General features: G+C 62.8%; 10 protein-coding genes. 7 read left to right on the top strand and 3 right to left on the bottom strand.

Annotation, left to right across the window (positions count from 1 at the left end):
• Positions 1-11 precede the first annotated feature (11 nt).
• The 4 genes from ACTZWU_RS13905 to ACTZWU_RS13890 all read left to right on the top strand — a co-directional run bounded on the left by ACTZWU_RS13905 (position 12) and on the right by ACTZWU_RS13890 (position 3,262).
• Positions 12-1,934 (top strand): DUF2793 domain-containing protein, encoded by a 1,923-nt coding sequence (locus tag ACTZWU_RS13905; protein ID WP_444737961.1) that lies wholly within the window; start codon positions 12-14, stop codon positions 1,932-1,934.
• A gap of 33 nt (positions 1,935-1,967) precedes the next feature.
• Positions 1,968-2,276 carry a hypothetical protein gene (locus tag ACTZWU_RS13900; protein WP_043132951.1) on the top strand — a complete coding sequence of 103 codons (309 nt, stop codon included), beginning with the start codon at positions 1,968-1,970 and terminating at the stop codon, positions 2,274-2,276.
• A gap of 69 nt (positions 2,277-2,345) precedes the next feature.
• The gene (locus ACTZWU_RS13895) at positions 2,346-3,020 is read left to right on the top strand and encodes a YcbK family protein (protein WP_444737960.1); all 675 of its coding nucleotides are present in this window, start codon (positions 2,346-2,348) and stop codon (positions 3,018-3,020) included.
• The gene (locus ACTZWU_RS13890; protein ID WP_444737959.1) at positions 3,017-3,262 is read left to right on the top strand and encodes a hypothetical protein; all 246 of its coding nucleotides are present in this window, start codon (positions 3,017-3,019) and stop codon (positions 3,260-3,262) included. Before ACTZWU_RS13895 ends, ACTZWU_RS13890 begins: the two co-directional genes overlap by 4 nt.
• Before the next feature lie 351 nt (positions 3,263-3,613).
• Here ACTZWU_RS13890 and ACTZWU_RS13885 read toward each other — a convergent pair whose 3' ends face one another.
• Both ACTZWU_RS13885 and ACTZWU_RS13880 read right to left on the bottom strand, forming a co-directional pair.
• A complete protein-coding gene (locus ACTZWU_RS13885) occupies positions 3,614-4,930 on the bottom strand; it encodes an McrC family protein (protein WP_444737958.1) in 1,317 nt (438 codons plus the stop codon).
• Positions 4,930-7,608, bottom strand: a complete 2,679-nt coding sequence (locus ACTZWU_RS13880; protein WP_444737957.1) for an McrB family protein — start codon at positions 7,606-7,608, stop codon at positions 4,930-4,932. The genes ACTZWU_RS13885 and ACTZWU_RS13880 overlap by 1 nt, the downstream gene beginning before the upstream one ends.
• Before the next feature lie 572 nt (positions 7,609-8,180).
• On the opposite strand from ACTZWU_RS13880, the gene ACTZWU_RS13875 reads away from it, so the two are divergent.
• The 3 genes from ACTZWU_RS13875 to ACTZWU_RS13865 are packed head-to-tail and all read left to right on the top strand — an operon-like array spanning position 8,181 to position 10,588.
• Complete coding sequence (locus tag ACTZWU_RS13875; protein WP_444737956.1) at positions 8,181-8,948, top strand: hypothetical protein; 768 nt, start codon at positions 8,181-8,183, stop codon at positions 8,946-8,948.
• Complete coding sequence (locus ACTZWU_RS13870) at positions 8,945-10,003, top strand: hypothetical protein (RefSeq protein ID WP_444737955.1); 1,059 nt, start codon at positions 8,945-8,947, stop codon at positions 10,001-10,003. The genes ACTZWU_RS13875 and ACTZWU_RS13870 overlap by 4 nt, the downstream gene beginning before the upstream one ends.
• 51 nt (positions 10,004-10,054) lie before the next feature.
• The gene (locus ACTZWU_RS13865; RefSeq protein ID WP_444737954.1) at positions 10,055-10,588 is read left to right on the top strand and encodes a hypothetical protein; all 534 of its coding nucleotides are present in this window, start codon (positions 10,055-10,057) and stop codon (positions 10,586-10,588) included.
• A 218-nt stretch (positions 10,589-10,806) separates the two neighbouring features.
• On the opposite strand, the gene ACTZWU_RS13860 is transcribed toward ACTZWU_RS13865, so the two are convergent.
• The gene (locus tag ACTZWU_RS13860; protein ID WP_444737953.1) at positions 10,807-13,185 is read right to left on the bottom strand and encodes a hypothetical protein; all 2,379 of its coding nucleotides are present in this window, start codon (positions 13,183-13,185) and stop codon (positions 10,807-10,809) included.
• Positions 13,186-13,188 lie beyond the last annotated feature (3 nt).

Genomic DNA, 13,188 nt, shown 5'->3' with positions numbered 1-13,188 from the left:
TGGAAACTCCCATGTCCGACACTACGACCCATCTGGGCCTGCCCTACCTCCTGGCGGCCCAGGCGCAGAAGCATGTCACCCACAACGAGGCTCTGCGTCTGCTTGATGCCATGGTCCAGCTTTCCGTTCTCGACCGCACGCGGACTGCACCGCCTGCCAGCCCGGCAGACGGGAACCGCCATCTTGTGGCCTCGGGTGCAACAGGTCTCTGGGCCGGGTGGGATCTAAACATCGCCTTCTGGGTGGACGGCGCGTGGATCCGACTTGTGCCGCGCACGGGTTGGCTGGTCTGGGTCGCGGCCGAGGGGCTGTTCCTCGTCTGGACCGGTGCGACATGGGAGGTCGTGGGCGAGCCCCGCGACGTGTCAGACGCGGTATTCAGCCTGGTGAATGACGCCGATCCCACGAAGAAGGCGACCTTCTCTCTCGCGGGGATCAGCGCGGGCACCACACGCAGTTACACGCTGCCGAACACCTCCTCGGAACTTGCGATCCTCGCGGGCACCCGGACCTTCTCTGGCAACAAGACCTTCTCGGGGACGGTCACGGCGTCCGGGACATTGACCGTGTCTGCGGCCAGCGCCTCGATCGGCACGGCGACGACGACTGCCACCTATGGGATGGGCACCGGGGCCACGACCACGGGCGTAACCAAGACCGTGAACCTCGGCACCGGCGGCGCCTCCGGATCCACCACGGTCGTGAACATCGGCTCAGCCACCGCCGGGGCCGGGGGCACTACGGTGGTGAACACGCCCACGGTCACCTTCGCTAATGCCGTCACGCAGGTCGGCATGCCGCAGGCGAACCTGACCGCGCAGCTTCTCGGTCTCGGCGGGGCCACGGCCGACAGCTACAACCGGCTCTCGGTGAACACCCCGGCGGTGCTGCTGAACAACGCCGGGGCCGGGATCGAGGCGACGGTGAACAAGGCGGCATCTGCGAATGATGCCGCCTTCGCCTTCAAGACCGGCTTCTCCACCCGTGCGCTGATCGGGTTGCTCGGCAACGAAGACTTCAGCTTCAAGGTCAGCCCGGATGGGTCGGCCTTCTTCGATGCCATCAGGATCGACCGCACGAACGGCCAGGTAGAACTGCCGCAGCCCACGGTCCTGCCCGGCCTCAGCGCGGCGCCGTCACCGCCGCCTGCGGGTAAGGCCGCCGTGTATGCCCGCAGCCGCGCAGGAGCGCCGTGGATCGATGTGATGCGCCCCTCAGGGCGCGATTTTCCGCTCCAGCCGCATTTCGGGGTGAACCGCATCGCGACATGGTCGCCTTCGGTTACAACGACGATCACCACCGAAGGCATGCCGATCACTTCGGTCGGCACAGTTTCGCACCCGACGCTGGCCGCGACAAACCTCGCCGCCTCGATGCGGCGCTGGCGGCTGACCTCGGCGGGGGTCGTGGACTCGGTCGCCGACCAGCGATCCGCGGGCTGGGCATGCTGGCGCGGCAATGCAGCTGGCCTCGGCGGCTGGACCTTCGTGACGCGGATTTCGCTGACGACCCTGCAGGCGACCGGCATGGGGTTCTTTGGCCTCTACGGATCGACGGCCGCGCTGGCAACAACCCTGACGCTGGCCGCAGCCGTCAACTGCATCGGCATTGGCTTCCAGCGTGGAACCCACACCCGCTGGCAGCTGGTCGCGAATGACGGCACTGGCGCACCGACCTTGACTGACATGGGAGCGAGTTTTGCCATCGCCACGGGCGGCGTGCTGACCCTGTTCATCGCGGCCCCGCCGAATGGTTCATCCGTCTGGGTGCGCGTCGTCGACGAGGTCTCCGGCGCGATCTTCGAGCAGGAGATCACCGCCGACCTGCCTGCCGCGACGCAGTTCCTGTCGCCGCGCCTGTTCCTGAACACCGGCGCGACTGCCGCTGCCGTCGCCTACGACTGCGCCGGGGTCTACCTGGAAACCGACTTCTGACCGACCGCGACCCGCGGCAACGAAAGGACCATCATGAACGACCAGACCACTCTCGCCGGGGAGGTCGCGCGGGCCTTTCGGGACCACGGGATCACCGCCGCGCTGACCGCCCTGATCGGCGGCACCATGGCCCTGATTGCGGCGATCACCCGCAAGGCCTTTACGAACGAGGCCCTGCTGGACCGCCTCGACCGGGAACTGATCGCCGACCGGGACCGGATCGACCGGCAGCGCAGCGAGGATCGCAAGGCCGATGGCGACCGGCTCGACCGGATCGAAACGGACATCCGTTCGATGCGGGACATGCTCTTCGACGCCTTCCAGCGCGGCCGATCCGACTGACCTGAACAACCACTGCGACTGCCACATCCCCCCGCCCCAGAGGCGGGTTTTTCATTTGGAGGATCCACCTTGCCAACCCTGACCTACCCCCACTGGCGTGATGTCCCTGAGGCTGCATGGCGCTGGCCGAACTTCTCGGCCGCCGAAATCGCCTGCCGCGGCACCGGCGCGATCAAGATCAACACCGAGGCCATGGACAAGCTGCAGGCCCTTCGCGACCGGCTCGGAAAGCCGCTGATCATCCGCTCCGCCTATCGCAGCCCGGAACACAACCGTGCTGTCGGCGGGGCCCCGGCCTCCAAGCACATGCAGGGCACGGCCTTCGACATCGCCATGGCGAACCACGATCCCGCGGCTTTTGAGGCGGCGGCGCGGGCGGTCGGGTTTCTGGGGTTCGGGTACTATCCCCGCTCCGGTTTCATGCACATCGACCTCGGGCCTTCCCGGTCCTGGGGCGATCCGTTCCCGGCGCGGCCGGTGCCCTTCGCCCCGGAGTTGCCGCCCGCACGGGAGGCTCTGGCCGAAAGCCGCACCCTGCGCGGTGGCGGGGCCGCCGGGGCGGCGACCGTTGGCGCAGCCGGAGTGGAAATGTTGCAGGACGTCCTTGCGGAAACCCAATCCACCATCCAGCCGCTGGTTCCCTACCTCGACACCCTGCGCTGGGTGCTGATCGTCATCGCGTTGATCGGCATCGCCGTCACGATCCACGCCCGGCTCGACGACTGGAAACGGGGCCAGCGGTGACCCTTCGGCTCCTCAAACATGGCCCGGCGCGGAGGGCGCTGGGCCTGATCCTCACCGCGGCTGCGGTCCTGCTCTTCCTCCTGAACCTGCGCCGCGCCGGTGAACGCGCTGGGCGCGCCGCCGAACGCCTTGATGCCCGAGAGAGAAACGATGCCATCCACCGCCAGATGCTCGACGCCGCCGCCCGCCGCCCTCCTGATCGTGATGCTCTGGCTGACCGGCTGCGCGATGGGCGCTTCTGACGCCCGCGCGCCATGTCCGCCCGTGGTTGAATACAGCGCCGCCGAGCAATCCCGGGCAGCTGACGAGGTTGAAACGCTACCAGAGAGCTCCGTCATCGTCCGGATGCTCGCCGACTACGCCGTGTTGCGCGATCAGGCGCGGGCGTGCCGGTGAAATCCGGGCCGGGCGAAGCGCCTTACAGGAAGCGCCAGAAGCCTCGACCGTGGCGCATTGCCCGGCCCGGTTCATGGATTCACGCTGTCAACGAGCGGCAGGGCTTCGCTGCTTGTCAATGATGGCAGATCCAGTCATTCCAGTCCCCTGCCGCGATGGGCACAATTGTGCACCTGAAAGGGGCTCGCCCGTCGCCCTCACGGTAGTGCGGGGGACATTTCTTCGACGCCAGTCAGGATTCGGCCACGAATGCGGTCCACGAGGTCGGCGCCAGAGGAGATGTCAAAGCTCGCCGTTTCCAGCACTGTCTCCTGACCCGTCACCCGAAACCGCGCGCGGATCCCCTCTGCGTCGCCGAGGGCCATGTGGTGGGGATAGAGCAGTGTCAACCGCGGCGCCTTGTAGAGGTGGGCATAGGCCATCATCTGGTACACGTCCGCCTGCGACACCCCCTGCTTAGGATCGTCGATCCGTTCGGAAATCCGCTTCCATTTGGTGTCGATCACATGGGCGACCTGACCAGCGCGCCAGATCAGAATGTCGGGCTTGGTCTGGAACACCGCCCGATCATCTTCAATCGATGTCAGACAGAACAGGCGGCCACCCTGCAGTGTCACGCGGAATTCGGAACCCGCCAGGGCCCGCGTGACCAGACGGCCGATGTATTCCTCGAAAAGGGCATTCATCTCGAACAACAGGGCCGATCCCTGCCCTGACCCGGCGCTGGTCGTTTGGTACCGGTTGCGCAGAAATAGCTGCGCCATTCCAAAGAGTTCCTGCCACGCGCTGTTCGTGCGGTCGATGACGACATCGTCCCATCGCAGGGCGGGGATCTGCACTTCCGCCACATCAGCATAGACGAAGGCCAGTTCCCGCAGCCGCTGCACGTTAGTCGCGTTGCGCGACATGCCCGCCAGATGCGCGATGGTCGCCTTCATGATCCGGTTGAGGGCGATATCCTCGGACAACTCGTCATAGCGGCACGCCAGGCGGCCCGGGTTTGCGAGATGGCGGGTGAACTGGCGAGGAATATCCAGCGATCCCCGCAAGGTCGCCAGGTCATCGTCGTGAAGGGTGTAGCGGCGCGGCATGCCCCGCCGCACCGCCTCGGTCAGCTTGGCGCAAAAGATGCGGATCAGGATTTCCAGCAGCGTTTCGCGCTGCCAGTCGAGGTCGGTCATCCGTCCGGTCTGGATTTTCAGATCGAGCGCCACCGCGAGCATGTGGACAAGGCGCTTGCGGATTTCGCGGGTCTCCTGGGCCGAGCCTTCCGTTTCACCGACGTCGATCTTCGGCAGGATTTCCAGCGTGCAGCCCGGCACCGCCAAAACGCCGACCACCCCCCGCGCCCGCAGGTCATGGCGACGATCCTCTAACACGCCCCCGCCGCCGCGCCCGGCGAAGGGGGATGCCTTTGCCAGTGCCACAAGGCGCTGGGCAAGATGCGGAGGGATACACCCTTCCCCATCGCCATGGGGCACGGCCTCCCATTCGCGAACGGAGTAGGCGGGCATCAGGCCGCGAACTCGGAGAAGTCGAACTGGTCCTTCACCCGCCAGCGCAGTCGCTCGCCGCTGAAATCATCGGCGGCAATTCCCGGCGGCGCAGTCAGGCGGCGCGCCTCCAGAAACCGGGACGGCCCCTGCGGGCCATCGCCCAGAACGGCAGCGACCTTGGACCAATCCTCGTAGAAATACTCGGACAGGAGGGGAATGACCTTGTGCCGCATGACGTCCTCGACGTCCCCGGGCGATTTGCAGCCGGTGAAATAGGCGTGCCCGATCTGGTGTTCGCGGTCGAAGAGATACTCGATGCGTTCGTTGATCGTGGTCAGCAGCTTCTGCAGGTTGATCCCGCCGACATTCGGGGACAGGACTGAGGGGTTAGGCATCAGTTCCTTGAACGTGAACCGACGGCGCAGGGCGGTGTCGAGCAGTGCAATCGAACGATCGGCCGTGTTCATGGTACCGATGATGTGCAGGTTGCGCGGCACCCCGAAGCGCTTCTTCGAGTAGGGCAAGGTCAGCTGGATTTCGTCGCGCTGCCCGAGGCGTTTGTCCGGTTCCAGGAGCGTGATCAGTTCACCGAACACCTTCGAGATGTTGGCCCGGTTGATCTCGTCGATGATCAGAACATGCGCAGCTGCGGTATTTTGCTCGACCCTGACCTTGGCGCCCGACCTCTGCAAGCCGCCAATTATGGGACGAGTCTGCATCGCGGCAGTTGCGGAAGCCGCGGCTGCGGGCACCAGCCAGGCTTGGTCAGGATGGCTGGCCCAAGTGGGCATGTTGTGTTTCTCCCATCCACCGGTCGGCTCAACACCCGTCTCACGACCGGCGCGCACGAGGCCTTCACGGTATTGGTTGAGAGAGAAGCCCTGCGGGTGTGTTTCCGCCAGTTGCAGCGCGACGTCTTGGGCAAGCTTTCGGAAAGTGCCATCTCGCACAGGCGGAAGTTGACCGACTGTGAACAGCTCTTCCGCCAATCTCGGTTGGGGTTGAAGGTCATCGTTGTCCGCGCCTTCGACCGCGGCCGACGGAAACACATCTGCATTGGGCTCCGGGGAATCCGGCAGCGCTTGCATTGCATCTGCATCCTGCCCGAGGATCACGGCGTCTTTTGCACAGGACTCTGCACGCCGAGCAACTCGCTGGAATATCCCGGCGACTGGTTCAAGGCGGAAGCCTGCGCCATTTTCCGACGGATCCTCCTCGTCGATGACAGGTCTCAGTCCTTCGACAAACTCCTCGTAAGACATCGACTGGTGGAAGGTCACGAACTCGATCCGGCCCTCGGACATCAAGCGCCGGTATTCCGCCATCAATCGCTCACGGTTCTTCGCGCCGGTGAGGTCGACCGCAGCAGCATCGCCCAAGCAGAGACGAACCGCCTCCCACGCCGTCTGGTAGGTCTTGCCGGTGCCGGGAGGTCCGTAAAGGATCAGGTTGGTCGTCTCGATCTGAGGGGCCTGGGACATGGACGGGTCCATCGCCTTTCCGTCCTGCGTCAGGACAAAGGTATACTCGGTCGTGGTGCTGCGCTCTGGCCCGGATCGCGTGGGCGTCGGGACCGAGGCCAGCTTCTGGAACATATCGCCTTCCAGCGCCTGACAGACATTCGCCCAGTTCTTCACAAGGCCCGACATGTCGTGCAGGTCGCCTGCGCGGATGGTTACCGAGGTAAGTCCGGCCTCTCGGGCGGGCTCGATGAAGTATTTGAAAGCCACGAGACGGGCGCGTTCCGCTCCTCGCATCAGATGTGTGTGCTGGTCGGGTAGCGGCAACGGGGTGTCATGCTGGTCGACGATGACGTAACCCGCCGCATGCAGTCTTGCGGCCGCGTCCCCCGGCTGGCTCCACCCACCATTGAATGTGCTCGAAGCCTTGCCGAGAAGGTACCCGACAATCGGTTTCGTCGGAAAGCGCTTGTCCTGGCGCGGGCGGCTGGACCGCACCCAAAAATCCTTCGGCTCTCCGAAACTCGAAAACGCATCGGCATGGGCACCGGACGCGCGGAACTGGTCGTAGGCGTCCATTGCACCCTCGATCCGGTCCCGAGTGAAGGCGTCATCCTTGCCAGTGGCCCCCTTGCGAATGATCTGGTACCCGAGAGCCTCAAGTTTGGCGAAGGCCTGCGCCTCTCCGAAACCGTTGAAGAACTCCTTCGCTGCGAGGGCGCGACCGTCGGGAAGATGCCCCAAGGCTGCCGCGACAGTTGCCTTCGCGGGATAGGACTGATCCTTGCCTTCATCGCTGACCCAGACCTGTGGGCTGGCAAAGCCACCTCGGGCAAGGAACGCCTTCAGGCCCAACTCATCGCATTCCTGCATCGCAGCCTCGACTTCCTTGCGGGTGAGGCGGTCGACCAATGCCTGGTGTTCGGCCTTGTCGGGCACATTGGATTGTTCGGTCAGGAAGGAATGGTACAGCTTCAGGGCCTGCTGGAGGCTGGCAAGACCGGTTCGCAAGACACCGTCGATGGGGACAGGCGAGGGATTGGGGCGTTCTGCACGTTCATCCTCGGCGGTGTAGGCAAAACGGTTCAGGATGCTGTCCCGATCCTCTTGCGCGAACAACTCGTCCAGATCGCCTAGATACTGCTCAACGCGCTTGGCACTGCTCACGCGGGAAGAAGCGGTCGCGTCCGTCTGCCCCTGCGCCACCAGCCATTTCCGGAACTCGTCCTGTTTCATCGCTTGCCCGTCTATCTGCTTGAGAGGTGCTGATCCGAGGGCAAAATCCTTCGTCGTCATTTCACCGTCTAGAAAACTACGGGATGATGATGGCTGGAACCCGATGCGCACGCAACTGCGAGTTGCCTGAGACGATGGGCAGATGGATTTCGTGGCCCCGAATGCAAAAAGCCCCCTGTGAAGGGGGCCTCGTGTAACGTTGAGTTGTTGTTGAGGTGTTTGCGTTTGCTTATACACAAGCGAAACGCTCAACATTTAACTCTCTGGTATTATTGGTATTTTTGGTTGCGGGGGCAAGCAACCACCGCAATCTACCTGAACTTAGCTGCTCGATTTGATACGGGACAAACAAAATCCAAATGTTTCGCCCCACCCGGATGATCCGCGAGAACCGACATACGCGCCTCAGCACAGCGCCGCGATAGCTCCTCGCTAGCCTCTCCTGTGTTTACCACAGCGGCGAGGCCACGAGATCATCACGACGCGACGCGACATCCATTGGTAACTTGCTTTAGGTAGGACGTGCTGAATAAGGATGGAAGCCAGGAAACATTTGCAAGGCCACCATTCCCATGTTGCGTGCCGTCTCGATTGCCGCGGTCGGGACGTTGATCCCGGCGCTGTTGCTCTATTTGTGGAAGGTCAGCTACGGGTTCACCGACCTCGCCGTCATATGGCTATTCTTCATCGCAGCGCTGATTTTCATGGGGAACAGGCTCCTCGTGCTGCAACGCTGGAGAGCCGAGCGGCGCGTGGTCTTGCGGGACGACTCTGTCATTGCGCGATGGATGACGGGGCAGCTCTGGGCGTTCGTCTCGTCGATGCTGCTGGTTGCGGTTCTGATCCCGGCCCTTTCCTGGCGCGCCCTGACCATGCCGGCCGATGTCGCGGGCATTCTGTTCGTCCTGTCATTTGCAGCGGGAGCAGTGTTCATGACCCTGCGCTTGGTCTTTCGGCGCCATTTCATGGCGCCGTTTGACAGGGTCTTCGCGTCTGGACCGAGCACCTGGACCGTGGGGCTGCCCTTTGCCTTCATCCTGTTTTACGTCACCTGGCACGCCCCCCACATCCCGACAGAGATGGGATCGGCCTCGTTCGTGCAAGCTCTCAGGACCGATCTGCATCAGCTGCCTTCGCGCGACAGCTGGCTGTCCCAAGTGCTCCGCCTCGCGTCGAACCTCGAAAGCGTCAAGCTCTGGATCGTAACGCAGGCCGACCAATATCCCGCAGTCGCGGCCTTCTACAATCTCGGCATGGTTCTCTTCGGCCTTCTGGTGGCGCGGGCCAGCATCGTCATCACCAATTACATCGAAACTCATTACGACGGCAGTTCGACATGACACAGCAGAATGACGGCCACGGGCAGGACAGCAACACCATGCAGACGGCTGCCCAAGAGGCTGGCAGGACCAGGGGCTTGGCCCGGTGGTATTGGGGGACCGCCGGCCTGCTCATCGTCGTCGCCCTGGGAATGAGCACTTTCGCCGGCAGGCAGGTCACGCAAGGCGGGCCCCAGGGCCAGGAGCAAGCTGAAAGCGCCAGGGGATGGACCGACGCGGCAATGAGAAAGGCCGAGCAAGCGGCGATGGAGGTCGTGAACAAGATCGACCCGGAGCTGGAGGCTGCTTTTGCGCCCGTCTATGCGGGGATCCCTCGCTACCTGGATTTCCACTATTCGCTGAAGGGCGAATGGCTGGAGCTGAGCGCGAGTGTGCTCAACCAGATGGAGAGTGAGCTCGAACGACACCTTTTCGACGGTTTGGACGACAAGATCGAACGCATTTCCCAAGAACTGCAAATCGATTTCCATCAACGGTGGCGAGCATCGATCGAGGCTTCATTGGCAGAGAGCCCAGCGGCCACAGGACCATTCGCCGAGTTGGCGAGACTGTCCATCGAAGATGCGAGGGACCGAATCGAGAAGACAGCTGTCGTGGTCGGAGTCGGAACTGCCGCGCTCGCGGTCGTGCCGCGCATCGTCGCGAAGAAGCTTGGCACGAGGATCGCCGGCAAGGTCGCCATCAAGACCGGGGCGCGAATGGCCACGGTGGCCAGCGGCGCAGGCGCCGGGGGGATCCTGTGCAGCTGGGCGGGACCGGCCGCAGCGGCCTGCGCCGTTGGAGGGGGGGTGATCTCGTGGGTCACCGTGGATTTGGCCATGATAAAGCTGGACGAGCACGTCAACCGTGACGAGTTCCAGCAGAAGTTGCGGGATCTGATCAGCGAACAGAAGGCGGCAATCCGGACTGACCTGCACAACCTTGTCACTGAGCGCCTGCTTGGCAGCGCACAGGCCACACGCAAGGACACCGTCATGACGATCTCGCTCGCCGAGTTGCCCGACTACATAAGGCGGGTGGCTTGCGAGGCGGTGGACAAGATCATGCCGCATTAGGGGCCGATGGTGGACACTCTCAGAGGCCGATCGCCTGCAACGGTCAATACCGTGATCGACCTTCTCGAGCAGCACGAGGACGACCGCCTCCTGGCGCCGTGGGTCGATCGCGTCCGGGACAGCATTCGGGGTGAAGACCTGAGTAACAAGCTGGGCGACCACGTGAAGATGAGGGTCGAGGTGCCGCAGGATCTTCAGAACAGCTACGAGATGCGCGCCGATCTGATGATTGGCAATACGGAGATCGCGACCCGATGGATCGCGCCCGACCTCGACGGCAATTTCGTCTTTCGCATCCCGGTCGTCGAGGAGAACGGGCTGGCATTGGCTGGATCTCAACGGTTCTACGTCAATCTCTACCAGGATCGTGGGCTTGGGCGGCGGAATAGACATTTCTCGGGGGGAACAAGCTTCCTGCCCCACACTATCCTGCCCGAAGGCCCCGGCCTGGCGGTCACCGGGGAGATTGCTGTTACGACACATGCGGCGGGCGAGATCGGGAGCGGCCCCCGCGTCTCGGTCGAGATCCCTGTCATAGGCGCGCCGCTTGAGGAAGTCCCGCCGCCGGAGTTCTGCACGATTTAGCCTTTCGGGTCCGCCTTTCAAAAGACGGGCTGGGTTCCCTTCGCCATGTCTGTTCCTCAGCGTCGAAGGCGGCGCGGTGGCTTAGAAGAGGCTGTATCGGCTCTGTCGCGACGAAGGGTTGGCGGTCAGATGCCGTCACGGCAGCAAAGCGGACCCGAGGAACGCGCCCGCCGATGCCCTTGGCCCTGATGCAAAGCCTTAAGCGGCCCATTGACTACTCATGCTTCATACATCGCCGCCAGAAGATCAGGGTTCTTTCCGGATCCTTGCAACTCGTCAAGCGCTGCAGACAACAACGGCTGCCACTTGACAGCTACCCGCTCCATTTTTTCCAGCCGCCGTGCGCGCCGCGTCATATCCTCCATCGCCCGTTCGACCGCGAGCGCCAACTGATCAGCAAGAGAGTCGTGCCCGGTTACGAGCGCTCGAGCAGACTTCAGCCGCCAGCGGAGTAAGCCGACAAGCAAGAACGGCGCATAGCTGAACCTTGTGTATTCTGTCTCAAGGCTTGCCTCGAACTCCTCGAGCACACGAGCACCAAGCAGATCGACGTCGGCGCGCTCAAGGAAGGTCGGGCTTTCGTCAGAGCGTGAAAGCAGAAAAGCTGCGGCGGCGGTTTCCTGCCGCCAGTTCCAAGAGGTTCGTGGGGTCTTGAGCAACAACGAGAGCGCCGCGCCTTCATGGTCGGAGGACTTGATGATCCGACCCAATCCTTGACGGATGAGGATCCAGGCCTGTGATGATGTAGCGAGCGGATAAGGCTGTGAGAGCAGGCGCGCTTCCCATGCGTCAAGCAGAAGGGATGCAACCTCACGCGGACATCGCCGGAATTGCCATGTCAGAAATTTCAATGGTGCCGTGTCTGGCTCCATGCTTCCATTCAGCATCTGCTTGAGGTTAAGAAGAGCCCGCCGCGTTAGCTCATCAAGTTGTTCGACCGAATGAGCCGGCGCTTCCGATGGAATCTCACCATCGCTCGAAATGCAGTAGTGACCATTCGGTCGTGCTGCGAGCTTGGTCGCGAGTTCCTCCCAGTCAGGCCTGCTTTTCCGGGAGTTCTGATCGAGCAACGTTATCAGTCCAGGCCCTCTGGGACTATCTTCCCAAGCGAACATACCACAGGGCAGGACAAGTCGTTTCGGAATCGTCGGTGGTGGCGTCGCGAGGTCATCAAGGAGCTCTTCCCAAGTCTGATCCAGAACTTCTGCTGCATCCCAGTCTACCATGAATTGCATGGACAATGTGGGGGCCTGCATCATGATCTTGGCGCGCCCTGCTGCTGGAACCTGTTCGACCCAAAGGTCGACTGGCGCGGCCTCTGGCGATTGTCTGCCGACCTCGACAAGCGCCTTGCGCGGTTTGGCGTGTGTCTCCTTCCTGAGATACACTTGGAACCGGTCCTGCCCGCCCAGAAGCAGAAAGCGTGCGGGCTTTGGGCTTCGATACAGCCTCCCGGCAGGCAAGGTCTCGGACTCGTCGATCAACTCATAATTCCGGGCGCCCTCGGCCCCCTGCACTATGGTTGCAACCCGCGGAAGGAAATCGAAATAGACCGTCTGCCCGCTGGCGTGCCGTCCGGCCGCGATCAATGCCCCCTGCGCCACCGCCGAGACCGGAAGATCAAGAAATGGAACGGGAAGCGAATCCCGCAGCAGATCCACGATGAATTGCCTCACCCCTCCCTCGGTCAGGCTCTCGAAGAGAACGAGGTCGCAACCTACCAGACAGGAAGCAACAGCGTTTGGCAGGGCTTCGAGAGGCAAGGTCAACTGATCCGGCGGCAACAGAACATCCCATTCCCCGTTCGCTCGACGCAATGGCTCGGGCTTCGAGATCAAGCCGAATGCCAGCCTGCCTATCGACCGCGCACTCAGGAAATGCTCTACACGGTTATCTGCGGCCTGCAGCAATATCTGCGCCTTAGCAGTATCAATGAGGCCGTCGTAGCCGAGCGATGAGTTGAAGAGACGGCCCACCTGCCGACGCTCGGGAGCGAGGTGCAAGATGTCACCCTTCCTCTCGGCCCGAATACGAAGCGTCTGCACGCAGAAACCATCTCCGACGTGACCGATAATACCGATCACAGCACCGTCACGGATTGCGCTGGCTATCGTTTCGGCATGGATCGCATAAAGGACAGAAAGGACAGACCTCCAGACCAGGAGAGACTTACCAGCTTTGGCAACTGACAGAGCCGTAAACAGGCGATCCTGCAGGGGCTCTGTAATGCGGTCAGTGTCCTCAATAGAGGCGACGGAGAAGTTGGCCCCCTCGGCTAGGCCGGTGAAGGCTGCGGCCAAGACCGTCGGAGAAGTGCTCTCCTCTTGCATCAGCGATCGGATCGCGTGCCGACGATCCGGATGACCGAACACGCCCCAGCCACCCCCGCGCCCATGCGGGGCCAGATCGGCCTGAGCGCCGCCGATCCAACGAGCGCTCTTGCCGTCCCCGGTGAGAACCACATCTGGAAGAACGGCGCCCTCGACGACTTGCACAACGCCTAACTCTTCTTCATCGCCAGGGCGAGCGACCCAGTTACGCGCAGCGCCGTCGCGCCAGCCATTCACGTCGAAGCCACAGAGCTTTCGGATCTTCATAGG

This window comes from Paracoccus sp. NSM (genome assembly GCF_052379855.1).
Lineage (GTDB): Bacteria > Pseudomonadota > Alphaproteobacteria > Rhodobacterales > Rhodobacteraceae > Paracoccus.
The sequence above is the reverse complement of the archived record's forward strand: the minus strand, read 5'-3'. Positions and strand labels throughout refer to the sequence as shown.